The organism is Nannocystis pusilla (assembly GCF_026626665.1).
Taxonomy (GTDB): Bacteria; Myxococcota_A; Polyangia; order Nannocystales; family Nannocystaceae; genus Nannocystis; species Nannocystis pusilla.
The window spans coordinates 11,256,712-11,282,928 of the sequence record NZ_JAPNKE010000002.1; the positions used below are offsets into that span (position 1 = coordinate 11,256,712).

General features: G+C 71.6%; 23 protein-coding genes and 2 pseudogenes. 12 read left to right on the forward strand and 13 right to left on the reverse strand.

Going from position 1 to position 26,217, the window contains the following annotated elements; genetic code table 11:
• Positions 1–76 precede the first annotated feature (76 nt).
• Complete coding sequence (locus OV079_RS49810; protein WP_267777494.1) at positions 77–1,024, forward strand: hypothetical protein; 948 nt, start codon at positions 77–79, stop codon at positions 1,022–1,024.
• Positions 1,025–1,136: 112 nt separating this feature from the next.
• On the opposite strand, the gene OV079_RS49815 is transcribed toward OV079_RS49810, so the two are convergent.
• The 6 genes and pseudogenes from OV079_RS49815 to OV079_RS59995 all read right to left on the reverse strand — a co-directional run bounded on the left by OV079_RS49815 (position 1,137) and on the right by OV079_RS59995 (position 6,703).
• The gene (locus OV079_RS49815) at positions 1,137–1,436 is read right to left on the reverse strand and encodes an aminoacyl-tRNA hydrolase (protein WP_267778830.1); all 300 of its coding nucleotides are present in this window, start codon (positions 1,434–1,436) and stop codon (positions 1,137–1,139) included.
• 48 nt (positions 1,437–1,484) lie between these two features.
• Positions 1,485–2,162: a hypothetical protein gene (locus OV079_RS49820; RefSeq protein WP_267777495.1), complete on the reverse strand. Its 678-nt coding sequence runs from the start codon at positions 2,160–2,162 to the stop codon at positions 1,485–1,487.
• 16 nt (positions 2,163–2,178) lie between these two features.
• On the reverse strand, positions 2,179–3,237 hold the full coding sequence (locus OV079_RS49825; RefSeq protein WP_267777497.1) for a beta propeller repeat protein: 1,059 nt from the start codon (positions 3,235–3,237) through the stop codon (positions 2,179–2,181).
• Positions 3,238–3,366: 129 nt separating this feature from the next.
• The gene (locus OV079_RS49830) at positions 3,367–3,783 is read right to left on the reverse strand and encodes a hypothetical protein (RefSeq protein WP_267777499.1); all 417 of its coding nucleotides are present in this window, start codon (positions 3,781–3,783) and stop codon (positions 3,367–3,369) included.
• Positions 3,784–3,945: 162 nt separating this feature from the next.
• Positions 3,946–5,274, reverse strand: a complete 1,329-nt coding sequence (locus tag OV079_RS49835; protein ID WP_267777502.1) for a restriction endonuclease subunit S — start codon at positions 5,272–5,274, stop codon at positions 3,946–3,948.
• Positions 5,271–6,703: pseudogene (locus OV079_RS59995) on the reverse strand (type I restriction-modification system subunit M). The gene OV079_RS49835 and the pseudogene OV079_RS59995 overlap by 4 nt, the downstream one beginning before the upstream one ends.
• An 85-nt stretch (positions 6,704–6,788) precedes the next feature.
• On the opposite strand from OV079_RS59995, the gene OV079_RS49850 reads away from it, so the two are divergent.
• Positions 6,789–7,148, forward strand: coding sequence for a hypothetical protein (locus tag OV079_RS49850; RefSeq protein ID WP_267777509.1), 360 nt, complete (start codon positions 6,789–6,791; stop codon positions 7,146–7,148).
• A gap of 245 nt (positions 7,149–7,393) precedes the next feature.
• Positions 7,394–8,467 (forward strand): RNA recognition motif domain-containing protein, encoded by a 1,074-nt coding sequence (locus OV079_RS60000; RefSeq protein ID WP_267777510.1) that lies wholly within the window; start codon positions 7,394–7,396, stop codon positions 8,465–8,467.
• Positions 8,468–9,243: 776 nt separating this feature from the next.
• Here OV079_RS60000 and rpsI read toward each other — a convergent pair.
• Both rpsI and rplM read right to left on the reverse strand, forming a co-directional pair.
• On the reverse strand, positions 9,244–9,642 hold the full coding sequence (gene rpsI, locus OV079_RS49860; RefSeq protein ID WP_267777511.1) for a 30S ribosomal protein S9: 399 nt from the start codon (positions 9,640–9,642) through the stop codon (positions 9,244–9,246).
• 25 nt (positions 9,643–9,667) lie between these two features.
• The gene (rplM, locus tag OV079_RS49865) at positions 9,668–10,102 is read right to left on the reverse strand and encodes a 50S ribosomal protein L13 (RefSeq protein WP_267703748.1); all 435 of its coding nucleotides are present in this window, start codon (positions 10,100–10,102) and stop codon (positions 9,668–9,670) included.
• A 291-nt stretch (positions 10,103–10,393) separates the two neighbouring features.
• Between rplM and OV079_RS49870 the strand changes: the two genes are divergently transcribed.
• The 5 genes and pseudogenes from OV079_RS49870 (at position 10,394) to OV079_RS49890 (ending at position 16,785) form a co-directional block, all read left to right on the forward strand.
• Positions 10,394–11,335: a response regulator gene (locus OV079_RS49870; protein ID WP_267777512.1), complete on the forward strand. Its 942-nt coding sequence runs from the start codon at positions 10,394–10,396 to the stop codon at positions 11,333–11,335.
• A pseudogene (locus OV079_RS49875) lies at positions 11,335–12,159 on the forward strand (NAD(+)/NADH kinase); the annotation flags it as partial. The gene OV079_RS49870 and the pseudogene OV079_RS49875, both read left to right, overlap by 1 nt.
• A gap of 292 nt (positions 12,160–12,451) precedes the next feature.
• Positions 12,452–14,023 carry a DNA repair protein RecN gene (recN, locus tag OV079_RS49880; protein WP_420829470.1) on the forward strand — a complete coding sequence of 524 codons (1,572 nt, stop codon included), beginning with the start codon at positions 12,452–12,454 and terminating at the stop codon, positions 14,021–14,023.
• Positions 14,024–14,762: 739 nt separating this feature from the next.
• A complete protein-coding gene (locus OV079_RS49885; RefSeq protein WP_267777516.1) occupies positions 14,763–16,175 on the forward strand; it encodes a hypothetical protein in 1,413 nt (470 codons plus the stop codon).
• 46 nt (positions 16,176–16,221) lie between these two features.
• The gene (locus OV079_RS49890; protein ID WP_267777517.1) at positions 16,222–16,785 is read left to right on the forward strand and encodes a hypothetical protein; all 564 of its coding nucleotides are present in this window, start codon (positions 16,222–16,224) and stop codon (positions 16,783–16,785) included.
• 437 nt (positions 16,786–17,222) lie between these two features.
• Here the strand turns inward: OV079_RS49890 and OV079_RS49895 are convergent, their stop codons facing one another.
• On the reverse strand, positions 17,223–18,842 hold the full coding sequence (locus tag OV079_RS49895; RefSeq protein WP_267777518.1) for a serine/threonine-protein kinase: 1,620 nt from the start codon (positions 18,840–18,842) through the stop codon (positions 17,223–17,225).
• Positions 18,843–18,976: 134 nt separating this feature from the next.
• On the opposite strand from OV079_RS49895, the gene OV079_RS49900 reads away from it, so the two are divergent.
• From OV079_RS49900 to OV079_RS49910, 3 genes are all read left to right on the forward strand, one after another.
• Positions 18,977–19,723 (forward strand): hypothetical protein, encoded by a 747-nt coding sequence (locus OV079_RS49900; protein WP_267777520.1) that lies wholly within the window; start codon positions 18,977–18,979, stop codon positions 19,721–19,723.
• A complete protein-coding gene (locus OV079_RS49905; protein WP_267777522.1) occupies positions 19,705–19,860 on the forward strand; it encodes a hypothetical protein in 156 nt (51 codons plus the stop codon). Before OV079_RS49900 ends, OV079_RS49905 begins: the two co-directional genes overlap by 19 nt.
• A gap of 135 nt (positions 19,861–19,995) precedes the next feature.
• Positions 19,996–21,762 carry a CFI-box-CTERM domain-containing protein gene (locus OV079_RS49910; RefSeq protein ID WP_267777524.1) on the forward strand — a complete coding sequence of 589 codons (1,767 nt, stop codon included), beginning with the start codon at positions 19,996–19,998 and terminating at the stop codon, positions 21,760–21,762.
• A 271-nt stretch (positions 21,763–22,033) separates the two neighbouring features.
• Here OV079_RS49910 and OV079_RS49915 read toward each other — a convergent pair whose 3' ends face one another.
• From OV079_RS49915 to OV079_RS49930, 4 genes are read right to left on the reverse strand one after another with little or no spacing between them, the layout of a single operon-like run.
• Positions 22,034–22,273 (reverse strand): hypothetical protein, encoded by a 240-nt coding sequence (locus tag OV079_RS49915; protein WP_267777525.1) that lies wholly within the window; start codon positions 22,271–22,273, stop codon positions 22,034–22,036.
• A 25-nt stretch (positions 22,274–22,298) separates the two neighbouring features.
• A complete protein-coding gene (locus OV079_RS49920; RefSeq protein WP_267777528.1) occupies positions 22,299–22,499 on the reverse strand; it encodes a hypothetical protein in 201 nt (66 codons plus the stop codon).
• Positions 22,500–22,504: 5 nt separating this feature from the next.
• Entirely contained in the window at positions 22,505–23,578 is a 1,074-nt protein-coding gene (locus OV079_RS49925; RefSeq protein WP_267777531.1) for a PAAR domain-containing protein, read from the reverse strand.
• Between the two features lies 1 nt (position 23,579).
• Entirely contained in the window at positions 23,580–24,044 is a 465-nt protein-coding gene (locus tag OV079_RS49930) for a DcrB-related protein (protein ID WP_267777533.1), read from the reverse strand.
• Between the two features lie 255 nt (positions 24,045–24,299).
• On the opposite strand from OV079_RS49930, the gene OV079_RS49935 reads away from it, so the two are divergent.
• Positions 24,300–26,216 (forward strand): type VI secretion system Vgr family protein, encoded by a 1,917-nt coding sequence (locus OV079_RS49935; protein ID WP_267777535.1) that lies wholly within the window; start codon positions 24,300–24,302, stop codon positions 26,214–26,216.
• Position 26,217: the final 1 nt, after the last annotated feature.

The following is a 26,217-nucleotide window of genomic DNA, read 5'->3' on the forward strand; positions in this document are numbered from 1 at the left end:
TATGTCTCAAAGAACACATCGCACATTGCGATCCCGCGCGTGGCCGGCGGCGGCCGCGTGATGTACCCTCGCGGCCATGCAACTCTCATTTCTTGTGAAGACGCCGGTGATTCCTCTGTTCGTGGCGCTGCTCGCTCCGCTCGGCTGCGGTGACGACAAGGGTGGCGACACGGAGACCTCCGGCGTCGCGACCGACACGACGCAGGGCACGCAGGGCACGCAGACGATGGGCCCGACGACGGACACTGCGGGCACCGACGGCACGGTCGGGACCGAGACCACCCCCGGGACCGACACCACGCCCGGCACCGACACCGAGAACGTGCCGACCACCGCGGGCCCGACGACGGAGGACACGACGGCCCCCGGCAACGGCCAGTTCTGCCAGGAGGAGTGCGCCGGCGATGCGGACTGCACGCTGGGCGGCGTCGACATGGGCTACACCTGCCAGAACAGCCGCTGCGTCAACGAGTCCTTCCTGTGCACGACCGACACGCAGTGCAACGCGACCCTCAGCGGGTGGGTGCTCGACTGCGCGGCCCAGGCGGACTGCATGATGGGCTACGCCTGCATCAACATCGGCGAGGGCGTGGGCAAGTGCGCCATCGTCCCCAGCGACTTCATCATGTGCGAGACGCTGACGCAGGAGGAGATCATGGCCGACCCGATCGAGGGTGGGGCGCAGATCGCCGTCTGCGGCAAGACCGGGGCCAAGTGCGACAACGGGGCCTGCTTCGACCCGTGCGAGGCCAACACCGATTGCCCGGCGCAGGGCGGCCACCCGGTGTGCAACACCGGCACCGGTCGCTGCGAGTGCGGCACGGACGACGACTGCGCGGGCTCCGGCATCGCGGGCTTCACCACCTGCAACAACGGCGTCTGCGGCTGCGGCCAGGACTCGGACTGCGCCGGCACGATGTACTCCGACAAGTGCTACGAGGGCACCTGCGGCTGCTCGACCGTCGACGTGTGCCAGAACGCGCAGGCGTTCGACGGCACGATGAAGGTCTGCGAGGGCGTGTGAGCCCGGGGTCGCCGGCCGGCGCGGCGTGACGCCTCGCCCGCCGGTGGCCGGATCGAGTGCCACGATTCGCGGGAGACCGCGGGTCGTGGCATTGGCAATTGTCGAGCAGGGTCTACGCGCGGTAGAGCGGGAAGAACTGGAACGCGCGCGGCCATTCGGCGCGCGGCTTGAAGGCGAGGGCCACCTCGGCGCCATCGAGCGCGGACTCGGTGATGACGACGAAGTCGCCGGCGGCGCGGGCGGCCGCGAACTCGGCGTCGCCGACCTTGCACACGACCTTGCGGAACGGGCCGGCGAGCCACTCGGCGACCTCGGGCTCGTCGCGGAAGCGCAGGTAGGCGGCGAGCGAGGCGTGGGCGCAGGCGACCATGGCGAACCCGAGCGGGACGCTGGCGCGGATCAGGATGTACATCTTCACGGGTCGCTCCGCTGCACGAGGTGTCCGAAGAGACAGGTGTGCTCAGAGGAACATGCAGCCGTCCTCGGTCAGCTCCGGGGGCGCCGACAGGGGCATGGTCGCGTCGAAGCTGACGAGCTGGCCGCCGGCGTCGAGCTCGACGTGGACCTTCGCCGTCAGGCCGTCGAGGACGGCGGGATCGGGGAGCTCGTCGGGCGGGATGATCGGGACCACGCCGAGGACGCCGCCGAGGACGTCGTCGCAGCCGACGTAGTAGTAGACCTCGCCGCTGAAGAAGTGGCCGGCGGGGTTGATGTTGTAGCCGTCGACGTCGACGGTGAGGTCGAAGACCACCGAATCGCCGGTCGGCTCGTAGCCGCCGAACTCGGGGTAGAGGCCGAACATCCACGAGCCCTGGCCGCCGCACTCGAGCGGCAAAGTGACGCCGTCGGCGAGCTCGGCGTGCTGGTAGTCGTAGAGCGCGAGGAAGGGGGCGGGGGCGTCGACGTCGAAGCCCCAGCAGTAACCGGCCTCACCGGTGGTGCTGGTGGTGGTGGTCGTGCCGGGCTCGCCGGTGGTCGGCGCGTCGGTGGTGGTCGTGGTGGTGTCCTCGCCGGTGCTCGTGCTCGTGCTCGTCGTCTCGCCGGTGGTGCCGGTCGACGCGTCGGTGGTCACGCCCTCGTCGGGGGTACACGCGGAGACCGCGAGCAGGAGCAGGACGTGCCGCGAGTGCGATTGCATGACGCATGATACGCGCTCACGGACCGGGGTGCTGGAGGATGACGCCGACGTGCGGCGGCATGCCGGCGAGGTTGCCCCCGACGGCGAAGCGCGGCCCGGCGGCGAAGCCGAACGCGGCGTGGAGCAGCAGGTTGGTCGGGCTCGGCTCGGCTTCGGGCTCGAGGTCGCCCGCGGTGACGCGCAAGATCTGCCCGTTCGAGCCGGTGATGAAGCCCTCGCCGTCGCTGTCGATCCACACGCCCGAGAGGCCGGGCCGATCGAGCGTCGCGCCGGTCCACTTCTGACCGTCCCACCAGGCCAGGCGCGCGTTGGCGCGGCCGCCGACGGCGAGGCGCGCGTGCGCGGGACCGCTGACGCTGATGAGGTCGGCGATCGAGCCGACGTCCTGCTGCGTCCAGGCGGCGCCGTCGTACTGCAGGACGACGCCGAGGTCGCCCACCGCGGTGACGTCGGTGACGCCGGTGCCGACGATTTTGAAGAGGGCGTGACAGTCGTCGGGGAGCGGCGGGAGTGATTCGGGCGCCCAGGCGTCGCCGTTCCAGCGCAGCAGCGAGGGGCCGCCGACGAAGCCGTCGCCGCCGACGCTCCAGATGGCGTCGGGGCCGGCGCCCCAGATGCCCCACAGCGGGACGTCGACGCCGGTGGCGATCGGGGTCCAGGTGTCACCGTCGCGGCGGATCGCCACGCCCGCCTCGCCGACGGCCCACAGCGCGTCGCCGACGCCGGCGAGCCAGTGCAGGCGCGTCGTCCCCGGCGGCAGCGAGAGCTCGGTCCACGCGGCGCCGTCCCAGCGGAGCGCGAGGCCCTTCGAGGTCGGGCCGACGCCCTGACCGCCGACGGCGATCACGTCGTCCGGCTGCGGGCCCCACACGCTGAACAGCGCGCCCTTGTCGACGCCGAGCTCGAGCGCGACTTGCCAGCCGGCCGGTTCGCCGGTGGTCGGCTCGGTGGTCGTGGTGGTGCCGGGGCCGGTGGTGGTGTCGCCGGTGCCGGTCGCGGTGGCGCTGGTCGAGGGGGCGGACGGGCAGGCGGCGAGCAGGAGCGCAGCGACGCAGACGCGCGGGCGGGCGAGCATGCGGGCGACTGTAGCGCGGGGGCGGACGTTCGGGCAGGGAGCGTCGCCGCGCGGACGCGACCGGCTCGGTTTATACATGTTCATTTGGACATGTTCGCAAAGACTCTTTAAAGAAGGAAGTCGGGCGCTTCAATCGGCGCCGCGACCGATCAGCAGCTGCAGCGGGGTGCGGCCGGTGGCGCGGGGCAGGCCGAGGACGCAGGCGAGGCCGAGCACGATGTCGACGACGGCGATCAGCGCCACGATCCGGCCGGCGGTGGCGGGGAAGTCGAGGCTGAAGGCGAGGACGAAGAAGCCGATGCGGCTCCACCCGCTCCAGTAGGGGAACGTGCCGTAGCGGCGCAGATCGGTGGCGGACAGCCACAGCACGAGGGCGCTGAACAGGGCCAGGAGGGACGGCAGCCACAGCCAGAACGGCGACGGCGGGGGCACGATGCCGAGCAGCGGCAAGAACCCGGGGATCAAGAAGGCGGCGATCATGCTCGCGTTGAAGAGGGCGCAGATCCGTACGAGCTTCTCCATCGATGAGGTACCGCGAGCGTGCATGGGGCCACGATACCCTGGTCGCGCGCCGCGGGCCAAGGGGACGGGCGACGCGCGAGATGTCCTCGCGGACATGTCGCTCGCGGGCCCCGCTCGCGGGCGCAGACGGGGCGCGACGGGCGGCGCGCGAGATGTCCTCGGGGACATGTCGCCCCGGCTACCCGCTCACGGGCGCAGGCGGGCCTCGGCGGACATGAGGCGGAGCAGCAGCTCGTCGCGGGTGGCGACGAGCGAGGCGCGGAGCTCGTCGCAGGCGCCGATCTTGGCGAAGTAGGGGGCGGTGAGGGCGTCGAAGGCGTCGCGCATCATCACCGGGGGATACTCGACGACGACGGTGCGCATGTCCTTGAGGGTGACATGGCCGAGGCCGGTGGTCTGCTTGGCGCGGGCGAACGCGAGGAGCCGCGGCTTGAGGCTGCGCAGGAGGCCGAACATGTAGGCGCGGTCCTCGGGGCGCTTGGTGGCGACCTTGAAGATGTGCTGGTTGAGCCAGGCGGGGCCGCCGAAGTAGAGGAAGGTGTCGATCGAGGTGTCGGGGTTGCCCGACCAGGACAGCAGGAGGTCGCCGCGGTCGATGCGGCGGGCGTTGTCGCGGGCGACGCAGTAGCGGGTCTGGCGGGTGATGCCCTGCTTCAGCTCGCCGATCTTGATGATCGGCAGGCCCTCGCCGGCGGGGCTGAAGTCGGTCATGCCGAACGCGCTGCCGTTCTGGAACTCGGCCAGCTCGGTCAGCGGGAGCAGGCGGTAGGCCAGCGGGAACCGGCGGTCGCCGTCGACGGTGAAGGCCGGGGCGAGGCGGCTGTAGAGCGCCTCGTCGACGGTCGGGTGGCGCAGGCCGTTCTCTTTGTCGGCGGTCGGCGCATGGTCGATGAACCATGTGCGAAAGAGCAGGTCGATGACCTGGACGAGGACGGCCCGCTGGTCGTCGCACAGGCTGATCCGGCGGTCGAGGGCCGAGAGGGCGCCGGCGATGTCCCGCTGCTCGGCGAGCGGCGGGAGCAGCAGCGGGGTCTGGCGCAGGGTGCTGAGGTTGGTGTGCGGGACGCCGGCGGCGATGGTCCAGTTCTCGACGTAGCGCTGGACCTCGGGCGAGCGGCACCAGTAATAGACGTACTCGGGGTCGGCGCGCGCAGGGTCGCAGGTCAGCTTCATCTGGCTCTGCGACAGCAGGAAGCGCCGCCACGGCAGGTCGTCGGGGACGAGGCCGACCTGCGAGACGGTGCCGCGCTGGGTGAAGATGACGTCGCCCGGGTAGGCCTGCGAGCGCCGCAGCGCGTCGGCCTTGTGCGGGTGCACGAACACCAGCTTGTCGGGGTAGAAGCGCCGCTCGCCGTGGCCGAGGTTGCAGCCGCGGATCACCGGCACGCCGTCGGGGTCGTCGACGTAGTCGGCCTGGGTGAGGTCGGAGCCGAACGGGCCGCCGGCGATCGCGTTGTCGCTGTCGGCCTTGATGGCGTCGAGGGTGCAGCGCACCCAGTGGGCCGGCGCGCTCACGGGACCTCGACCCGGGCCAGCGCGTCGGCGATCTCGCGGTCGAGCGCGGCGGCACGATCGATCTGGTCGAGCAGGTCGCGGCGCAGCGCGGCGAACTGCTCGGCGAAGTCCGGCGCGGCGTTGGCCGCCTCGGCCGGCCGCACGTGCCGCGTCGGCGCGAGGATGAACTCGTGCTCGGCGAGGGTCGGCAGGTCGACGGCGCAGCAGCGGCCGGGCACGTCGGCGTATGGCTTTTGCGACATGCCCTCGGAGACAGGTGCTCCGCGCCAGGCGTGATAGATGCCGGCGATCTCGGCCAGCTCCTCGGGACGCAGCGCCAGGTGGGTGCGGTCGAGCATCGCGCCCATGTCGCGGGCGTCGATCATGAGGACCTTGCCGCGGCGGTCGCGGCCGCTGGCCTTGTCGCGCGCGAGCAGCCACAGGCACACGGGGATGGCGGTGCTGTAGAACAGGCGCGCGGGCAGGGCGATGATGCCGTCGACCAGGTCGGCCTCGACGATCCGGCGCCGGATCTCGCCCTCGCGGCCGCCGACGGTCAGCGAGCCGTTGGCGAGCACGAGGCCGGCCAGGCCTGCGGCGCAAGGTGGTAGAGGATGTGCTGCACCCACGCGAAGTTGGCGTTGGCGTCGGGCGGCAGGCCGAAGCAAAACCGCGGGTCGTCGGCCAGCGCGGTGGCCCCCCAGGCGCGCGCGTTGAACGGCGGGTTGGCGAGGATGTAGTCGGCGCGCAGGTCGGCATGCAGGTCGCGCATGAAGCTGTCCGAAGGTTCAGCTCCGAGGTCGCCCTCGATGCCGCGGATGGCCAGGTTCATGCGGGCGAGCCGCCAGGTGGTGGGGTTCGACTCCTGACCGACGATCTTGAGCTCGCCGCGGTGACCGCCGTGCTCCTCGAAGTAGCGCTCGCTCTGCACGAACATGCCGCCCGAGCCGCAGGCGGGGTCGTAGATGGTGCCGCGCGTCGGCGCGAGCAATGCGACCAGCAAGCCGACGACGCTCGGCGGGGTGTAGAACTGGCCGCCGTTGCGACCCTCGGCCGAGGCGAAGCAGGTGAGGAAGTATTCGTAGACGCGCCCGAGGACGTCGTGGGCCTTGCGGCCTTGTGACCCCAAATCGGGGATGTCGTCGAGGAGGTGCAGCAGCTTGCCGAGGCGCGCCGCCTCGAGGCCGGGGCGCTGATAGATCTGCGGCAGGATCCCGCGCAGCGTCGGGTTCTGGGCCTCGATCGCGGCCATCGCCTGATCGAGGTCGCGGCCGAGCAGCGGCGAGCGAGCCTTGCCGAGCAGCGTGTCCCAGCGCGCCGCGGCCGGCACCTTGAAGCCGCGCGTCGGCGGCGGCTTGGCGCCCGCGGCGCGCAGCGGCGGACCGGCCTCGCCGACGAACTTGAGGAAGAGGAGGCCGAGCACGACGTGCTTGTATTCGGCCGCGTCCATGTTGCTGCGCAGGCGGTCGGCCGCTTGCCACAAGGTGGCTTCGAAGCCGAGCTCGCCGCGGGCCTGCGTCTTGGCGCCGCGACGCTTGGGCGGCGCCGGCGGTGCGCCTGCAGCCGGCGGTGCGCCTGCAGCCGGAGGCGCGGGGCCCCGGAGCCGCAGGTGCGGGCGGGGGCGCGGGCGAGCGGCGCTCGATGAACAGCAGGCGATCGATGAGGTCGGCCGGATCGCCGTACGCCTCGCGGAGACCGACGAATTCGCAGATCTCGCGCAGCTCGAGGACGCTGAGTCGCTCGAGGAAGCCGCGGAACTGGTCGTAGCGAGCGGTGCAGAGCAGATCGATGAGTTGCCCCCGCTGGCGCTGCGCGGGCTCGGGGATCTGGAGGACGCGAGCGAGCTCGATCAGGCGCGGCGTCTCCAGGGCCGCGAGGATCATTTCGTGGCGTGAGAAGAACATGAAGCGGGTGCCGTCCGGGGAGGGAGCGCGCCGGCGCCGGGCGCGGGGGCGTGACGCAGTTCAGGGCCGCAGGCCGTGGGGGCCGAGGGGTTGTACGACATTTCGGCCCCGCTTGTGGCCCGGGCTGCATCCGCCGTCGCGCCGCGAGACCGGGCGCGGATTGACAGAGACAGGGATCGCGAGCAGCATCCGAAGTGGAGGCGCCGCGCGCACGCGCGACAGGGCGAAGAGAGCGAATGGCGAGGAAATTATTTGTCGGTGGCCTGAGCTGGAACACGACCGACGAGGGGTTGAGAGCCGCATTTGGTCGCTTCGGCACGGTGATCGAGGCGAAGGTGGTGACGGACCGCGAGACCGGACGCTCGCGTGGCTTCGGCTTCGTGGCGTTCCAAAATCCGGCCGACAGCGAGTCGGCGATGCAAGCAATGGACGGCGCGGCGCTCGACATGCGGCAGATCCGCGTCAGCATCGCCGAGGACAAGCCTCGCGGACCGCGTCCCGATGGACCGCCACGCTCGGCCGACGGCCCACGCCCAGGCGGGCCCGGCCGCCCGTTCAACGACCGCGGAGCGCCCGACTCGCGCCCCCAGCCGCCACGTGAGGCGCCCGCAGGCGACCGCGGCTTCTCGCCCCGCCCCTCCGGCCCGCCCGCGAGCCAGGGGCGCCCGCCTCGTAACTTCGACTCGGGCCCGAGCTACGACCGCGGCGGCCCACCCGCGCGAAACTTCGCGGCAGCGCCGCCACCCCGCCCGCGCCCGCCCCCGCGGAGGGCCGCGGCCGTCGCGACCGCGATCGCGACCGCGGACGTGACCGCGAGGAGGACGAGGCCCGCGCGAAGAAACGCGTCGGCCGCGGGCGCCGGCGCCACGAAGAAGGCGACGGCGACCTCGACGTGGACTACTAGGCCCACGGGGTTGCGGAGCAGGGCGGCGGTCGACAAGGCCGCCGTCGTCGCGAGGAGCGGTCGACGCGGCGGGCACGGGCGCCACGAGGAAGGCGGCGGTGACCTCGACGTGGACTCCTGGGCCCACGGGGTTGCGGAGCACGGCGGTCGGCGAGGCCGCCGTCGTCGCGAGGAGCGGTCGACGCGGCGCACGGCGGACGCGGCCGCGGGGAAGGTGACCGCGATCTCGACATCGCCAGGCCGTGCGCTGCGACGGTCGGCAGCCGATGCGAGGCAGCTTCGTCGCGAGAGGTCGGGAGAGCTCCGTGAGGACGCGGAGGACGTCGGCAGCGTCCGGCGAAGAGGCTCTTGCGGAGGCGATCCCCTCGCTGGACGGACCTCGGGCGAGCGCCGGCGGGTGGCGTGACCATGGCTTCGGGCAGGTCGATGGGGGAGCCGCGCGGCCGTGCGAGGATGGCTCGAAGGACATGTCTCTTGTGACATGGCTCGAGGTGGACCGGCCGGGCCAGTGGAGCGCGAGCTGCGATGCGGCGGTCGCCGGGACGACGGGGCCGAGAGACAGCGGGATGCGGGTGCCCGTTTGCGTGGATCGATCCGGGGATGCGCAGCACGCCGGAGCGGGACGCGCTCACTCATAGGCTGACCCGAGGGACAGGTGATCTTTGCGATGCGCTGGCCGTGAGCCGCCGATGCCCAGAGCTGTCCGATTCTTCGCACACGCCCGGCTTGCTCGCGGATAGGCGACAGTCGTGCGAGGCGCAGGGCGGGGTCCGGGTCAGGCAGGTCCGAGAGGTCGGCATGGCGGCGACGCGCTGGCCGACGCAGACATGCCCACTCGCGGATGAGCTGGCTCGAGAGACAGGCGACGCCGGCGACGCGCTGCTCGCGGCACTCCGGGTGACGTGCGCGCAGGTAGGCTGTCCTGGGAGACAGGTTGCCTCGGCGAAGCGCGGGTCGACGAAGCGCGGGTAAGCTGGTCCGAGGGACAGATGGCGCCGGCGCTGCCGGACGACGCGCGGGCCTGAGACGAGCCGGCCTCCGCGGAGCGTCGGAGCGAGCCGTTCGCCGGCCCACGTGTGCCGGGGCGTCGGAGCGAGCCGCTCGCTGGCGGGCGGGAGCCGAAAGCAGCGAGAGCGGAGCTGTGAGGCTCCGCTCTCGAAGGGGTACGAACCGCGGTGGGGCTCAGCGCTTGCTGAACTGGAAGCGGCGGCGGGCGCCGGCGCGGCCGTACTTCTTGCGCTCGACGGCGCGGGAGTCGCGGGTGAGGTAGCCGGCGCTCTTGAGGGCGCCGCGGGCCTCGGGATCGACCTGCAGGAGGGCGCGGGCGATGCCGAGGCGGATCGCGCCGGCCTGGCCGGACAGACCGCCGCCGTTGGCGGTGGCCCACACGTCGTACTTCTCGCGGCTACCGGCGGCGACCAGGGGCTGCTCGATGAGCTTGAGGTTGGTCGGGCGGCAGAGGTAGCTGTCGGCCTCGCGGCGGTTGATCAGGATCTTGCCTTCGCCGGGGAACAGCCACACGCGGGCGACCGCGCTCTTGCGGCGGCCGGTGGCGTAGTACTTCATCGTGTCTTTGGCCATGAGACGAACCGTGGGTGCTGGAGTGTCAGAACGGGAGCTTGTAGGGCTTGGGCTGCTGCGCCTGATGATTGTGCTCGGGCCCCGCGAACACCTTGAGCTTGCTCACGGTGGCGCGACCCAGCGGCGAGCGGGGAAGCATGCGGCGCACGGCGATGGTGATCAGCTCTTCCGGCTTCTTGCCGAGCAGGGTGCGCGCCGAGGCGGACTTCATGCCGCCCGGGAAGCCCGAGTTGAAGTAGTAAAACTTCTTGTCGAGCTTGTCGCCGGTGAGCTTGACCTTGTCGGCGTTGACGCAGATCACGAAGTCACCCACATCGAGATGCGGGGTGAACGTGGCCTTGTGCTTGCCGCGAAGGATGTTGGCGATCTGACTCGCAGCGCGACCGAGGGTGAGACCGGTGAGATCGATCAGCAGCCAGTCGCGGCGGATATCGGCGGGATTGGGGTAGTGCGTACCCATGGGCCGGGGATGGATACGCGAGCACCCCGGGGCTGTCAAGCGCGGGCCCGGGCGTGGGCGTCGCCTGCGAGGCTCCCATCAGGGACGCGGCGCGAGGTTCGGGCTCAGACTCACATGCCGGACGGCGGCGGCGGATGGGCGATCTCTACCGGGGCCGCCGGCGCGGGAGGGCTGGGCCCACGCCGGTGACTCGGACATACTGGGGCTCGTGGTTTCCGGGCAGACACAACCCCCTCGGCCCCGCGGGCCCGAAGGACACGGCCCGGCGGGCCTGAAGGTAAGCTGAACGGCGTGACGGCGGCCCCATCCAGCTCCGGCGTGAAGATCCTGGTCGCCGACGATTCGCCCGGGGAGCGCGCGACGGCCCGCTCGGTGCTCACCGAGGCGGGTTTCGCCGTGGTCGAGGCGACCGACGGCCAGCAGGTGCTGGAGCTGTACAACCGGGAGCGCCCGGCGCTGGTCATGCTCGACGTGGTCATGCCCAAGATCGGCGGCCTCGAGGTGTGCCGGATCCTCAAGGCCAAGGCCAGCGGGTTCTTGCCGGTCCTCATGGTCAGCACCCGCAACTCGGTCAACGCCCGCGTCGAGGGCCTCCGCAGCGGCGCCGACGATTACCTCGGCAAGCCCTACAACCCCGAGGAGCTGCGCGCGCGCATCGACGTGCTGCTGCGGACGCGGGCGCAGTTCTCGCAAGGCGAGGGCGCCGAGGGCGACGGTCCGCGGGCGCGGCGGGTCGAGCTGGCGCCCGACGAGTTCCGCCGCCGCCTCCGCGAGGAGTTCGAGCGGGCCGAGCGCTACAGCGACCCGCTGGCCTGCCTGCGGGTCGAGGTCGACGAGGGCGGCGAGGGTGCGCGGCCGGCGGTCGAGCTGACGCCGGCGCTGCACGCGATCATCGAGGGCAACGTCCGCAAGATCGACCTCGTGCACCGCACCGACGACCGCGGGTTCTTGCTGGTGCTGCCGAACACGCACTTCCCGGGGGCGCTGACGGTCGCCGAGCGGGTCGCGCGCGAGGCCCGGCGGCCGCTCCTCCACCCCTCGGCCGCCCGCGCCGCCGCGGTCCACGGCTTCTCGGTCTCGATCGGGGTGTCGTTTTATCCCAACAAGGACACGCGCTCGCTGCAGGACCTGCTCGACCTGGTCGACGCGGCGCTCGAGCGGGCCCGGCGCGAGCAGGGCGGCAAGATCTGCCTGTTCCAGCACCAGGGTTACCTTTACTCGCCTGACGACTGATGTCGAAGCGTGTACCGATCCCCGCGGTCCGCCGCGTCCTCCTCTATCCGCGCGACGGAGCGCGGGCGTTCGAGGCGACCGTCAACGCCACCCGCTGGCTGCGCGAGCACGCGGTCGGGGTCAAGGTGTGCGCGCTGACCGAGGGCGACGGCGCCGAGTCGCTGCGGCGCGAGGGCGCGGAGGTCGTGCCCCACTGCGACGGCCTGGCCGAGGACTGTGATTTGGTGGTGGCGCTCGGCGGCGACGGCACGCTGCTGCGCGCCAGCCGGTGGGCGGCCGAGGCCGGCGTGCCGGTGCTGGGCATCAACCTCGGCGACCTCGGCTTCCTCACTGCGTACCAGGCGGAGCAGGGGGAGATCGGGCTGGCCGCGGCGGTCCACGGCGAGCTGACGTGGGAGCCGCGGCTGCGCATGCAGGTCGAGCTGCAGCGCTCCGGCCGGGTGTTCCTGCGCGAGGCGGCTTGCAACGACGCGTACATCAAGCACGGCGAGTTCCCGCGGCTGCTGTCGCTGGCGACCGACGTCGGCGGGCAGTTCATGGCCACGTACAAGGCCGACGGCCTGATCGTGTGCACGCCCATGGGCTCGACGGCCTACAACCTGGCCGCCGGCGGACCGATCGTGGCCCCCTCGGCGACGGCCTTCACGATCACGCCGATCTGCCCGCACAGCCTCACGCACCGGCCGGTGGTCAGCGACGCCGCGTCGCTGATCGAGATCACCTACGAGGGCCCGGTCGAGGGCGGCGCCTTCTTGACGATCGACGGCCAGACCAGCGTGTCGCTCGAGCTCGGCGACCGCGTCGTCATCGACGCCGCGCCGGACCCGCTGCGCCTGTGCCCCCGGAGTACAGCGTGTTCCGGGTGCTGGCCACCAAGCTGGGCTGGAGCGCCGGTATGGGCGGGCGGACGCGCTGACGCGCTGACGCGCGGCTGTGCGCATGCTATAGCGCCGTCGTGCTCAGTTATCTGCACATCCGCGGGCTCGCGCTGCTCGACGACGTCGCCCTCGAGCTGGGGCGCGGCATGAATGTCCTCACCGGCGAGACGGGCGCGGGCAAGTCGATCATCGTCGACGCCCTGGCGCTCCTGCGAGGGCCCGCGGGCGGGCCGAGATCGTGCGCCAGGGGGCCGACGCGGCCCGGGCCAGCGCGCAGTTCGAGCTCGACGCCGGCTCGCTGCGGCGGCTGGCGCCGGCGCTCGACGAGCTGGGGATCGAGGAGGGCCGCGAGGCGCTGGTGCTCGAGCGCGTGGTCGGCCGCGCCGGCCGCGGGCGCTCGGTGGTCCAGTCCGTGCTCACCACCCAGGGGATGCTCGAGCGGGTCGGCGAGCAGCTGATCGACATCTGCAGCCAGCACGAGCACCACTCGCTGACGCACGTGGCCCGCCACATCGACCTGCTCGACGCCTACGCCGGCCTCGACGCCGAGACGACGGCCTACTCCGAGCAGTACCGCGAGTGGCAAGCGGCGGCCCAGGCGGCGGCCGACCTGCGGCGGCGGGCGGCCGAGGGGGCGGCGCGCGCCGACTTCCTGCGCTTCCAGATCGAGGAGATCGATCGCGTCAACCCGGAGCCGGGCGAGCTGGCGGCGCTGCGCCAGCGGACGCTGCTGCTGCGCGACGCCCACCGCTGGACCGCGTTCGCCCGCCAGGCCCACGACGTGCTGTACGAGTCGGACGACGCGATCGCCGGGCGCCTGGCGATCCTGCTCGACGAGGCCCGCCGCGGGGCCGACAGCTCGCGCCTCCTGGGCGAGATCCAGGAGCAGCTGATCGCGGCCCAGGTGGCGTGCGAGGAGGCGGCGGCGGCGGCGGCCCGGTTCGCCAACGAGATGTCCTTCGAGCCAGGTGACCTCGAGCAGGTCGAGGAGCGCCTGCACGACCTCGAGACGCTGAAGCGCAAGCACGGCGGCGACCTCGAGGCGCTGCCGTCCAAGCTGACGGCGATGCGCGAGGAGCTGTCGCAGCTCGAGCACGCCGATTCGCACCTCGAGGCGCTCGACGCCCGCGAGCAGGAGCTGCTCGGCAAGTGCCTGCAGCGGGCGAAGCAGCTGCACGCGCGCCGGGCGGCGGCGGCGGAGGGGCTGGCGCGCGCGGTCGAGGCCGAGCTGGCGGCGCTGCACATCCCGCGGGCGCGGCTGGAGGCCCGGGTGGAAGAATTGCCGCCGGGGCAGCTCGGGCCGCGCGGGCTCGACCGGGTCGAGTTCATGTTCTCGGCCAACCCGGGCGAGCCGGTCGCCCCGCTCAACCGGGTCGCCTCGGGCGGCGAGCTGTCGCGCGTGCTGCTGGCGGTCAAGAGCGTGCTGTCGACCGGCGACAGCGTCACGACCTACGTGTTCGACGAGGTCGACGCCGGCGTCGGCGGTGCGGTGGCCGAGGCGATCGGCCGTCGCCTCTACGTGGCGTCGCGCCAGCGCCAGGTGCTCTGCATCACCCACCTGCCGCAGATCGCCGCGTTCGCCGACGCCCACTTCCGCGTCGAGAAGCACACCCAGGCCGGCCGCACGATCACCCGCGTGGTCAAGCTGTCCGACGAGGAGCGCGTCGAGGAGCTGGCCCGCATGCTCGGCGGCTCGCGCGTGACCACCAGCGCCCGCGAACACGCCCACGCCCTGATCGCCGAGGCCCGGGCCACGCCGGCCCGCAAGAAAGAGCCGCGCACCGGCCGTCGCGCGCAGGCGCAGTCCTGACGCGCGGCTCTTCGGGCCCAAAAGAAGCGGTCGTGCTCGCGGTCGGGCAGGCCGGCGAGCGATCGCGCGGAGAGAGCTCGTAGCATGTCCCTAAGGACAGGTGAATGCCCGCGCTCGTCGAGCCGCGGGAGTTCGTCGCCGACATGACCGGCGGGACAGAGCGACGGCACGCGCGGGCGGGGTGTCGAGGCGCGGGCGATCGGGCGCGGTATGTCCCGAAGGACAGTCGCGGCCGAGCGCGCGCGCCCTCGCGCGGCGGCGCGCACCGCCTCGCCCTGATGTTTCGCTCGCGAGGAGCACCAGGCGCAGCTCTGGAGCTCACCGAAGCTGCATGTCTTCGAGGGCATGTCCTGAAAGGCAGGTTACAAGGGCCAGATCGCGCATGGCCGCGGGTCGATCGGGACGGGCGGGCGGAGGGGCGGCGATCTCCGTGTCCGCGCACGCCGATGACTGCAGCCGGATGCCATCGGGATGATGTTCTGGCGCGGTTTTTGTTCGGGCGAGGCCTGGCGGAAATCTCGCGACGGGCCGTGAAGGTCCGGACGAGCAGGGCCAGGGGGCTTCCCGGAGGGCGCGTTCTCGGCCAAGATTCGCCCCGGACTTCCCACGAGCTACACTGATGTCGTCCCGCCCCCTGTTTCCTGTCATGTGTCTCCTCTCGCTCACGCTCGCCGTGCCGGGCTGTACCGGACGGATCCCCAAGTCGGGTCCCACGCGCGAGTCGGGTCAGAGCGGTCTGATGAACGAGACCTTCGCCGCGAAGAACGCGTGCAACCCCGACAACCACCTGCGCCCCTTCATCATCGAGTGGGACGCGACCGACCGCTCGAGCTTCGAGGCGTACGCGGCCAACGACGTGGTCGTCGTGCGCTACGAGGGCTGCAACATGACCGTCCTCGAGGAGTGCCGCAACGACAGCGTGCGCGGCGAGCAGGGCGCGTACAAGCCGGTCGAGTGGACCTCGGGGGCGCTCGAGAAGTTGAACATCTCGAATCAGGGCGAGCTGGTGGCCAAGCTGCCGCTGTCGGTCGGCACTCTCGGCGGGCGGGTGGCCGGCGGCGAGAAGTTCTCGATGGAGTACTTCGTGGCCGGCACGCGCAACTCGACGCGCTCGGCGGTCTACCGCGACGACCTGGCGGGCAACCCGGGCTGCGACGGCGCGACGCACTTCGTCTACGGCTTCAACCTCGGGGCCTTCGCGCTCGGCTCGGTGACCGAGTTCGTGGCCGAGGCGGGCGTGAGCCTGTACGGCTTCGGCGCCGGCGGCAAGAACGAGCGCTCGCGCACCGCCGACAAGCAGGGCGGCGACCTCGGCACCTGCAAGGGCGACTCCGCCAAGGACGTCGACGGCTGCAAGTCGCCGATCCGCCTGACGCTGCGGCCCATCCGCGAGGGCGCGAACCCGGAGAAAGAGGCGATGAAGGCCCCCGAGTCGCAGGAGTCGCTCAACGCGGCCGGGGTCATCAACGCCAAGATGGAGATGAGCGAGGAGGCGCGCTCACGCATGGAGGCGGCGCAGCAGAAGCTCACCTCGCGCGACGGCAAGGGCTGCCTCGCCGAGCTCGACGCCTACGACAGGCTCGAGCCCAAGCGCAAGTCGACCGACGGCAAGAACGGGATCGCCCAGTACCGCGCGTGGTGCCTGATGGCGGCCGGCAAGTGCGACGCGGGCAAGGTGCTGGCGCGCAAGGTGCTCGAGAGCTTCTCGCAGCCGCCGTCGAACTCGCCCGAGCAGATCGACAAGGCGGTCGAGAACATGGTGTGGCAGCACTGCCAGGGCAAGATGACCCCGCGCGACGAGCTGATCAAGGCGTCGATGGTGCTGATGATGGCGAACTCGGGCACCACGAAGCTGACCGCCAAGGAGTGCGAGGACAACTACAAGCTGATCCTCAAGCACAAGGACGTGAAGCCGAACGACGACGAGGACTACAGCATCATCAACGCCCAGCGCGACCACTACGCGTGGGTGCCGGGCTGCTTCAGCCGCGCCGGCGACTGCGAGCGGGCGTTCGCGGTGTTCAAGGACGACTTCATCGCCAGCCGCCTGCCCGACATGAAGGACAAGGCGCAGGCCGAGCAGATCGCCCGCCAGTCGTTCGAGGGCTTCCCGGGCAACAAGAAGTGCGGCACGAAGACCGCCGCGAAATGAGGTGACGATGCGAGTACGACGGAGCTCCGGGTGGTTGGTGTCGTTGGTGTGGAGCTCCGTCGGGTGCGACGTGCGCCCGACGCACGCGGAGGACAAGTGCCCCCCGTGCGAGTGCAAGTGCAACTGCGAGGACAAGCCCGCGGCCGGGCCGGTGCAGGCGACGGAGCCCGGCCCGGCCCCCGTGCAGGCCGATCCGCAGGCGGGCTACACCCCGCAGACGGCCGAGATCGGCGAGCTCGTGGCCTCGGCCACGCGCAAGATGAACTTCGACGACGGCAAGGGCTGCCTCGCCGACCTCGACAAGATCCACGCGCTCGACGCCAAGTTCGACGCGCGCCTGGCCGTGACCCGCGGCATGTGTGAGATGCTGGTCGGCCGCTGCCAGGAGGGCAAGCAGCGGATCGCGCGGTGGTACCAGGAAGAGACCAACATGCACCCCGAGCGGGCCACGACCACCGCCGAGTCGCTGGCGTCGATGCGCTGCCGCGAGGGCGACTCGACCGACCGCGACCGTCTGTTGCGCGCCTACTTCGACCTGTCCGACGGCGCGTACATGAACAAGAAGACGGTGGCGAACTGCAAGGCCGCCCTCGACGTCGCGCGCGCCTGATCCCGAAGGTCAAGCCGCAGGGGCCCGAGGACTCGCAGATCCGCGACAGCCCGCGGGCGCTGTTCCACACCGCCGCGACCTGCTTCGGGCGCGCCGGCGACTGCAAGACGGCCCTGGCGGTCTACCGCGAGTTCTATCCCAGCCTCGACACGGTCAAGGACCAGGCCACGCGCGACAAGATCGTCCAGGACTCGTTCGACTCGTCGATGGCCCACTGCGGGCCGAAGGCCAAGACGCCCTGAGTCCGCCGTGACGGCGGAGCGGCGCCGGGAGGTCGCGGAGGGCGGCTGGCGCCGCGGGGCCGCGTCTCCGGGCGGGGCGATTCGGCGCGCGGTTCGAGGCGTGTCGTTCAAGACATGTCGAAAAAGACATGTCTGGAAAAGAGTGTCGAAAAAGACATGTCTTGGCGGGCATGACCTCGAGGTCATCTCATGTCGTCACAGCGAGACCTTGCGGCCGAGCGCCAGCTTGGGCTCGAAGGGGGTCGACAGGACCGCCTCGGCGAGGCACTTGCCGAGGGCGTCGTGGACCGAGGGCACCGAGCGGGTGACCTTGCCGTCGAGGCCGACCGCGTAGTCGACGACGATCTTCGGCCCGTCGAGCGCGCCGTGGGCCTTGCGGCACTTCTGGGCCTTGCGCTCGACCTGCTTCAGCGGGTCGAGCGGCGCCGCCGGTTTGATAGATTTCTTCTTCTCGACGGCGGGCGCGGGCGTCACCTCGGGATCGAGCGGCGGGAGGGCCTCGTCGGAGCTCGCGGCCTCGGGCTGCGGGGGCGGCTCGAGCTCGGGCTGCGGCTCCGCGGGGGCCGCAGTGTGGATCGGCGCGGGAGGTTCGGGGGACGTGATCGGCGTGGTCGGCGGCGTAGGCGGTGATGCGACGATTTGCGGCCGGGGCTGCGGCGCGTCGCCGCGGTTCAGCGCGAAGGCGACTGCAGCCGCGGCGAGCAGGCCGGCGCCGGCGAGCGGCAGAAGCAGTCGTGAGCGGCGCGGCTGCGGGGGCGCGGCCACGGTCGGAGGGCTGGTCTGCGCGCCCTGGCCGGGCGTCGCGGCGTCGAGCGCCGGCGCAGGCGTCGACGCGAGCGCGGCCCGCTCCGCGTCGCTCTGGCCCGGCGCGATCGGCACCGGCTGGCTCACGGACGGCTGAGCGTCGTGCGGCGGGCGGGCGGCGGTGACCGGCGCGAGCGCCGGGGCCTCGCGCTGCAGCAGCTCCGTCAGCGCCTGACCGACCTCCTGCATCGACTGGAAGCGGTCACCTGGCTTTTTGGCCATGGCCTTGAGGACAATAGCGTCGAGCGCCGGCGAGATGCCGGCGGCCGGGGCGACGCTCGAGGGGGCCGGGGGCGGGGCCTCGCAGTGCTGCATGGCGACCTGGATCGGCTCGCCGGTGAACGGCACGCGTCCGGTCAGCAGCTTGAACAGCACCACGCCGAACGAGTAGATGTCGCTGCGGCGGTCGAGGTTGGCGTTGCGGATCTGCTCCGGCGACATGTAGCTCGGCGTGCCGAGAGTGACGCCGGTCTCGGTCAGCTCGGAGCTGTCCTCGGCGCGGGCGATGCCGAAGTCGAGGAGCTTGCAGATCTCCTGGCCGTCGCGGCGGCGGGCCAGGAACACGTTGGAGACCTTGAGGTCGCGGTGTATGAGGCCGCTGTCGTGGACGCAGGCGACCGCCCTGGCGATCTCGATCGCCCACACGCAGGCGTCGTGGGGCGTGAACGGATGGGCGGCGCGCCGGCGCAGGCGGGCGTCGAGGTCCTCGCCCTGCAGCAGCTCCATGGCGAAGAACACCAGCCCCGACGGCTCCTCGCCGAACGAGTAGATGTCGACGATGTGCGGGTGGTCGAGCGAGGCGATCATCTGCGCCTCTCGCAGGAAGCGCTCGACGCTGGTGCGGTCCTCGGCCAGCTCCGCGTGCAAGATCTTCAGGGCGCAGCGGCGGCGGAGCCGGGTGTCCTCGCCGAGGTACACGTCGCCCATGCCGCCGCGGCCGAGCCGCTCGAGCACGCGATAGCGGCTCTCGAGCACCGTGCCGATCACCTGCGCGTCGCGGTCAGGCACCATTTCGGGCTCTCTACCACCAATGCGCGCACTGCATCAACGCGGGCGCCGGGGCGCATTAATGCGCGGCGCGATCTCGCGGGTACGGTGCCGCGTCCGCTGCGCGCGGGCGCGGGGGATGTGCTAGGTTTCGCGACATGCAACGCAGTCGCGTGCGAGGACGCAACGGCCTGCTCCTCGTCTGGCCCCTGTGCGCGTCGCTCTCGCTCGGGCCGGCAGTCGTTGCCGCCGCGGCCCCGGCCCCCGCCGACGACCTGGTGAAGTTCGACCTCGGCTTCCGCGAGGGCCAGGAGCAGTTCAATCGCGGCGAGTACCTGGCGGCCGCGCGCACGTGGAGCGCCGCGGTCGAGCGCCTGCGCGAGACGCCCGACCACAAGGACAACCGCGCGGCGGTCCACGGCTACATCGCCGAGGCGTATCGCAAGTCGGTGCAGAACGGCGCCGGCCTCGACATCGTGCGCGAGGGCCTGGCGGTGCTCGACCGCTACGCCGAGCGGTTCACCGCGGCCTATCCGGGCGAGGCGCTGCCGGCCCCGGTGGTCGAGACGCGCGCACAGTTCCGGGCCGCCAGCGACGCCGCGGCCGCGCCCGCCGAGCCGCCGCCGGAGCCGGAGCCCGAGCGCCCGGCGTCCGTCCCGAGCGACCCGATCGACGCGCCGGGGCCGATCCGGCCGTGGCGAGGTCTGACGATCGGCGGCGGCGTGTCGCTCGGCCTCGGCCTCGCCAGCCTCGGCATGTTCGTCGGCGGCTTCGTGCGCGCCGCGCGGCGGAGCGGCAATACGACGATCCCCTCAACGCCTGCCCGCCCAGCGACCCGTCCGGTGAATGTGCGCAGATCGACGGCCGCGGCCGGTCGTCGTCGGCGGTGGCGACCGTCGGCGTGATCCTGGCGCCGGCGCTGCTCGCCGCCGGCGCGGCGATGCTGGCGGTCGGGCTGAAGCGCCGCGCCGCCGATCGCCTCGCGGTGGCGCCGACGTTCGGCCCGCGCTCGGCGGGGATCACGTGGGTGCTGCGGTTCTGACGCGAGCGTTCACGTGAGTCGCGGAGCCGGCCATGCTCGCGTGCGCGTGCGGGTGCGTGGCGCAGCGCTGCGACTTGCGCGACGGACCTCGCCGCGGACGGCGATGCGAGGGGAGGTCTGTGCTATCGTGGCCGCGTGCCGCGCTCGCACGTGCTCCCGATGGCCGCGCTCCTGCTGGGCCTGACGCCGGCCTCCCGCGCGGCCGCGGCCGACGAGCCGGTGCTGGTCGAGTTCCACTTCACGCCGGTCCCGAACGCTCAGATCGCCATCTGGCTCGAGGACGCCAAGGGCGAGTACGTCCAGAGCGTGATGGTGACCCAGGCGGTCGGCAAGTACGGCATCGGCAATCGGCCGGGGATCTGGAATTTCCTGTCGAGCTGGCGCGCGCCGTACGGGCCGCGCGTGTCGGTGCTGCCGGTGTGGGCCCACCGGCGCGGCAAGACGTACCCGAAGATCATCCTGCACGACGAGGATCCCGGCGACCTCGACTCGCTCGGCTTTCACGAGAACACCTCGTCGGACGAGCCCTACTTCTGTCGCCCGCTGTCGCCGTCCGAGCACGAGACCATCTCGGTCGACACGATGACCTGCCCGTCGCCCAAGGTGTTCAACTCGGACAAGGGGCAATTCGACCCGAACGGCGACATCAGCTGGTACCCGCCGCGCAACGACATCCTGACGTACGACCCGGCGCTCGACGCCGAGGAGATCCAGACCTACGCGGAGCTCAACGACCTCGACGCGATCACGGCCGCGACGCCGCCCGGCGATCAGGCGACGTTCGTGACCGTGCTGGTGCGGCCGGAGGCGATGGCCGAGGCGCCGCTCACCGCGTACCTCGAGATCTCCGTCGAGGCCGACGAGAACGCCGCGTACAGCTTCGACCGCGACAACGATCACTACGTCGACCCCGACCTCTCGGCCTACGGGGTCGAGTACCTCGGCCAGCCGTCGGTGGTCTACGCGGTGCCGTTCGACCCGTACACCAAGGGCTTCCGCGGCACCTCCGAGTACGCCGGCTACGCCGACTGGGACGGCGCCACGGGCACGCTCCACCCGCCGGACGCGACCATCAGCGTCGCCGACGGCAGCGGCGCCGATCGCCTGCAGGTGATGACGAAGAACGGCGAGACGTTCCGCTGGGGCGTCTACTCGCACGGCGGCCCCGGCGAGGGCGGCACCACCAGCAGCGGCAGCGACAGCGACAGCGGCAGCGACAGCGACAGCGGCGGCGTCACCGGGGCAGGCAGCACGACGGGCGACGATCCGGGCGACGGCTGGGGCTCGTGCGCGCAGGTCCAGGCGCTGGCGCCGGTCGAGGACGTCGTGCTGGTGAGCGAGTCGTTCGATCGCGTGCAGGTCAGCTTCCGCCTGCCGCCGCCCGCCGACCCGACGATCGCGCTCAAGGAGGTCCAGGTGTTCTCGATCGCCAGCAGCGCGAACTTGACGGAGGAGCTGCTCGGCGCGGCCCACCAGTCGACCTTCGCCGCCGGCGAGCTGCACGCCGCCGCGGGGTTGGTGACGGTCGAGGTCGGCGAGCTGTGGGCCGACTACACCTACCAGTTCGGGGTCCGCTACGAGGACGCGTGCACCAACCGCAGCCCGCTGGTGACGGCGCAGATCACCACGGAGGCGCAGAAGTTCCAGACCGTCGACACCTTCTGCTTCCTCGCCACCGCCGCCTGGGGCGCGCCGTGGGCGGCCCAGGTCGCGGCGCTGCGGGCGTTCCGCGACGATTATCTGAAGACCACGCCGACCGGCGTCGACCTGATCCGCTTTTATTACGCCCACAGCCCGCCGCTCGCGCGGGTGATCGCCCGCGAGCCGCTGCTGCGCGGGCTGGCCCGGGTGGTGCTCCAGCCGGTCGCCGACGCGGCGCTGCTGGCCACCGCGGGCGGGTGAGCTTTCGGACATGTCCCAAGGGACAGGGCGGGGAGCCGACCGCGATGGCGCGTTCGTACAAGCGAAGTCCGGTGGTCGGCGCCGAGGCGATCGGGCTCGATGATGTTCGCCAAGGACGGCAAGCGCTGGCTCGCCGCCGGGACGGCGCCGCGCGTGCTCCGGCGATTGCGCAAATGAGCGCCCGCTCGGGAACTTTGGATGTAGGACGACGGGGTCGTACGAATCGGCGCTGCGATCGCAGCAGCGTCATGGTGTCGACATTTCGCGCAGCTCAGCGCTCGATCGGCGGGGCGCCGTCGCGGACCGCGTCGTCGAACACTTCGCCGAGCAGCTCGTTCGCTTTCGGGTCGCCCCTGCGGACGGCGAGGATCAGGCGGGCGATCGGCTCGGCGATCGGCAGCACGTCGACGCGGCCGGTGGCGCGCTCGATGCGGAGTTCGAAGCGGTTGTCGGTCCGCTGCCAGAACGAGCGGGCGTGGGCCTGGATCGTCTCGCCGAGGTACTGGGCCACGCGGCGAGCTACCTCCTCGAGCGCGTCAGGAGGAGGTCGGCGCCAGCGTCTCGGCGACGATCGGCGCCAGCTTGGCCAGCGACTCGCGGCTGAAGTCGAGCTTCTGGCGCCAGAACATCAGCCGCGGCGGCATGAAGTGGCGCTCCAGCCAGCGTCCGGCCAGGTCGGCCTCGACGATGAATTTTTCGAGCAGATCGTCGATCTCGTCTTCGTCCGGGTGCGGCATGCGGTTCATCCTGGCGCCGGAGCATGCCACGAAGAGTCGCAGGCGTGGCCCTCGGGCGGCTTGACCTCCAGCGCCTTCTGGAACGCCGAGTTGAGCAAGCCGAGCAGGTCGGGCGTGCCGAGCTCGAGCGGGCCGGCCGACATCAGCGAGGTCATCAAGTTGTTGAGCCGCTGGTTGCGCGTCACGCCCGGGCGGACGCCCTCCTTGCCGACCAGGTGCGTCCAGGTCGACGCCCACCGCTGGTACGACCAGGGGGTCTTGCCCTCGGCGGCCTTCCTGGCGAGGTAGCGCTGCCACGACTGCGAGCGCGCCACGGAGCTGGTCGCGCTCCACGAGCCGACGCGCGGCAGTTTGCCGGCCGCGGCCCCGCCGGCCATGCCGAGGACCAGCTCGATGCCGATCGCGGCGTGCCCGGGGTCGACCCCGAGGGCGTTGCCGACGGCGGTGTTGATCCCCTTGTACGTGCCGTAGTCCGCCTGATACAGGCCGACCGCGCCCAGCGAGCCGAGCGCCGACGCCGGGTAGATGGCGATCGTCGTGGCGGTCATGACGAAGCCGAGGCGCGGCAGCAGGAAGTCGAGCAGCCCCTTCTCCGTGCCCTTCACGCGGTGCTTGGGGCCGCCGACGAACACGTTCGGCGAGCCGGCGCCGACGATCGCGTCGCACAGCAGCTGGTCGCCGACCCGCGTGACCGGCGCGCAGTGGACGAGGACCGTGCCGCTGCCCTCGACCACCAGCGTCTCGCCGTGCGGGAACACGATCGGTATCCAGCACGGCTCGCACTTCTTGCCGACCGCGACCATGTGCAGGTTGTTGACGTGCACGTCCTCGTAGCCCTGGGTGAGGGCGCCGGTCGTGATGTTCGAGCCGAAGGCGCGGGCCAGCAGCTCGCCGGCGATGCCGCCGCCGACCGCGCCCGCGGCCGCCAGGGCGATGAGGGCGGCGCCGCCGGTCGCCGCCGTGGCCACGGCGATCGCCACGACCGCGACCGCGCCGACCACCGCGCCGATGGCGAAGCCGAGCAGGCCGGGGCTGTGCTCGATCGGGTCGGTGACGCGTGCGACTGCGGCCCCGCTCATGTCACTTCCCCGCCGGCACGAATCGGGCGCCCTGCAGCACCGCCTCGAACGTCGCCTTGAACTCCGGCAGGCGGCGCTGCGCGGCCGAGGTGATCACGCACGCCACCTGCCCGGGCGAGTACATCACGCTGGTGTGGGTCTGGCGGTAGACGACGCCCTGGGCCGTCCACGTGAATTCGATCTCGAGCGCCGGCTGGCCGCCGAGCCTGGCGTCGCGCCGCTCGATCAGCGAAAAGCCCGGCAGCGTGCGCGCCAGCTCGATCATCAGGCCGTCGACGAAGCGCGACAACTTGGTCCGGGCGTCGATCGTCTCGACGCGCACGACGACGCTCGCGCCCTCCTCGCCCTCGTGGCCGTTCGTGAATGCGACGAGCGCCTTCTTGCCCCAAGTCTTCGGAATCGGCAGGAACATGCCCTCGCCGGCCGACGTCTCCTCGAAGTCCTTCATCGTCTCGTCTGTCTTCATGTCGTCGCCATCATCGCGCCGGGTCGCGCGGAGCGGCGACGATATCAGCCCGCCGCGGCCCAGTCATGCGCCGCGGCGAGGCGCGATCGCGGCCCCGATCGCGGCGTGATTGCGCGCGGGGCTGCGCGCGATCGTTCATCGCGTGACTACTCATATTCGTGATCGATCGTTCGCGTTCGTCCGCGCGCACGTTTGACCTCGCGTCCGCGCCCGGTGTAACCTCCGAATGCGGAGCGCTCCCGCTCGTCTTTACGTATGACTGTCGACAATGCAAGTCTCACCGTATTCGAGCTGAAGGTCGCGGGCACGCCGATGGGGGTGGTCCGATTCGCCGGGCGGGAGGCCATCTCGAGCCTGTTCGAATTCCACGTCGAGGTCGCGGACCTGGACCTCGACCCCGAGACGCTGCTCGGGCAGCCGGCGCTGCTCGAGATCCGCGGCCTGGACGCGCCGCGGCTGGTCCACGGCATGGTGGTCGAGGCCGAGTACGTCGGGCAGACGCGGAGCCACCAGCTCTACGAGCTCACCATCGCCCCGCAGGTCCACAAGCTGGCCCTGCGCGAGGGCTGCCGCGTGTTCCAGGACAAGACGACCGAGCAGATCGTGACCGACGTGCTGGTCGCGGCCGGCATCCCGCGCGACTTCTTCGCCTTCGATCTGTCCGCCGAATACGGGCCGCGGAACTACTGCGTGCAATACCGCGAGAGCGACCTCGCGTTCGTCAGCCGGCTGCTCGAAGAGGACGGGATCTTCTTCTACTTCAAGCACGAGGAGGAGCGGCACGTCCTGCTGATGGCCGACCGCCCGGAGGCGCACGCGCCGATCGAGGGCACGCCGACGCTCGACTGGAACCCGCCGATGGGCGCGATCCAGGACCGCGAGCACATCCTCGAGTTCCGCTTCGGCGGGCGCATGCGGCCCGGGAAGTTCTCGCTGCGCGACTTCAACCTGCACCAGCCCGACCTCGGGCTCGAGGCGCAGGAGACGGGGCGGGCCAACGCCGACCTCGAGGTCTACGACTTCCCCGGCGAGTACCAGGAGCCGGGGCGCGGCGGCCCGCACCAGGGCAACTTCCTGGCCAAGACGCGGCTCGAGGAGCTGCAGTCGAACCGCAGGTTCGGCTCGGGCACGAGCGATTGCCCGCGGCTGTCCGCGGGGCGGACGATGACCCTCGCGGGCCACCCGAAGCACGAGCTCAACGGCGAGTACCGCATCGTCCAGGTCGAGCACACCGGCAACCAGCCGCAGACCCTCGGCCAGGACGAGGCGGGCGTGAGCGAGTATCGCAACCGCTTCACGGTGACCGAGCTGCGGCTGCCGTTCCGCCCGGCGCGGCGGACCCCGCGGCCGGTGATGCGCGGCGTGCAGACCGCGACGGTCGTCGGCCCCGAGGGCGAGGAGGTGCACACCGACGCGGAGGGCCGCGTGCGCGTGCACTTCCACTGGGACCGCGAGGGCCTGCACAACGAGACGAGCACGACGTGGGTCCGCGTCAGCCAGGCCTGGGCCGGCAACGGCTGGGGCGCGATGTTCCTGCCGCGGATCGGCCACGAGGTGCTGGTCGACTTCATCGAGGGCGACCCGGACCGGCCGATCGTGATCGGGCGCATCTACCACGGCGGCAACGACACGCCGTACCCGCTGCCGGCCGAGAAGACGAAGAGCACGATCAAGAGCGACAGTTCGCCCGGCGGCGGCGGCTTCAACGAGCTCCGCTTCGAGGACCGCAAGGGCTCCGAGGAGATCTTCCTGCACGCCCAGAAGGACTGGAACACGGAGATCCTCAACAACCTGACCGAGAACGTCGGCGTCGATTGCACGGAGACGATCGGCTCGAACCTCACCACGTCGGTCGGCTCCAACCGCACGACGACGATCGGCAACAACGATTCGTGCCTGGTCGGCGCGGTGCACTCGGTGACGATCGCCCAGGCGTCGTCGCCCTCGCCGACGGTGCCGGCGACCGGCACGACGATGCAGGACACGTTCTACAAGGTCACCAGCGGGGCGGCGCGGATCGTCCTGAACGGGCCGGACGTGTTCATCATCGCCGGGGGCAGCGTCGCGGTGTCGGCGACCGCCAACATCACCCTGGCCGCGGGCGGCAACATCAGCGTCCTCGCCTCGGAGCAGCTTATCCTCAACGGTAAGCTGGTGAAGATCAACTGCTGAG

Bases quoted from the DNA above. Each gene is read 5' to 3' on its own strand.
- OV079_RS49810 (WP_267777494.1), top strand. From the start codon at position 77: ATGCAACTCTCATTTCTTGTGAAGACGCCGGTGATTCCTCTGTTCGTG.
- OV079_RS49815 (WP_267778830.1), bottom strand. From the start codon at position 1,436: ATGTACATCCTGATCCGCGCCAGCGTCCCGCTCGGGTTCGCCATGGTC.
- OV079_RS49820 (WP_267777495.1), bottom strand. From the start codon at position 2,162: ATGCAATCGCACTCGCGGCACGTCCTGCTCCTGCTCGCGGTCTCCGCG.
- OV079_RS49825 (WP_267777497.1), bottom strand. From the start codon at position 3,237: ATGCTCGCCCGCCCGCGCGTCTGCGTCGCTGCGCTCCTGCTCGCCGCC.
- OV079_RS49830 (WP_267777499.1), bottom strand. From the start codon at position 3,783: ATGCACGCTCGCGGTACCTCATCGATGGAGAAGCTCGTACGGATCTGC.
- OV079_RS60000 (WP_267777510.1), top strand. From the start codon at position 7,394: ATGGCGAGGAAATTATTTGTCGGTGGCCTGAGCTGGAACACGACCGAC.
- rpsI (WP_267777511.1), bottom strand. From the start codon at position 9,642: ATGGCCAAAGACACGATGAAGTACTACGCCACCGGCCGCCGCAAGAGC.
- rplM (WP_267703748.1), bottom strand. From the start codon at position 10,102: ATGGGTACGCACTACCCCAATCCCGCCGATATCCGCCGCGACTGGCTG.
- OV079_RS49885 (WP_267777516.1), top strand. From the start codon at position 14,763: ATGAACGAGACCTTCGCCGCGAAGAACGCGTGCAACCCCGACAACCAC.
- OV079_RS49895 (WP_267777518.1), bottom strand. From the start codon at position 18,842: ATGGTGCCTGACCGCGACGCGCAGGTGATCGGCACGGTGCTCGAGAGC.
- OV079_RS49900 (WP_267777520.1), top strand. From the start codon at position 18,977: ATGCAACGCAGTCGCGTGCGAGGACGCAACGGCCTGCTCCTCGTCTGG.
- OV079_RS49920 (WP_267777528.1), bottom strand. From the start codon at position 22,499: ATGCCGCACCCGGACGAAGACGAGATCGACGATCTGCTCGAAAAATTC.
- OV079_RS49925 (WP_267777531.1), bottom strand. From the start codon at position 23,578: ATGAGCGGGGCCGCAGTCGCACGCGTCACCGACCCGATCGAGCACAGC.
- OV079_RS49930 (WP_267777533.1), bottom strand. From the start codon at position 24,044: ATGAAGACAGACGAGACGATGAAGGACTTCGAGGAGACGTCGGCCGGC.
- OV079_RS49935 (WP_267777535.1), top strand. From the start codon at position 24,300: ATGACTGTCGACAATGCAAGTCTCACCGTATTCGAGCTGAAGGTCGCG.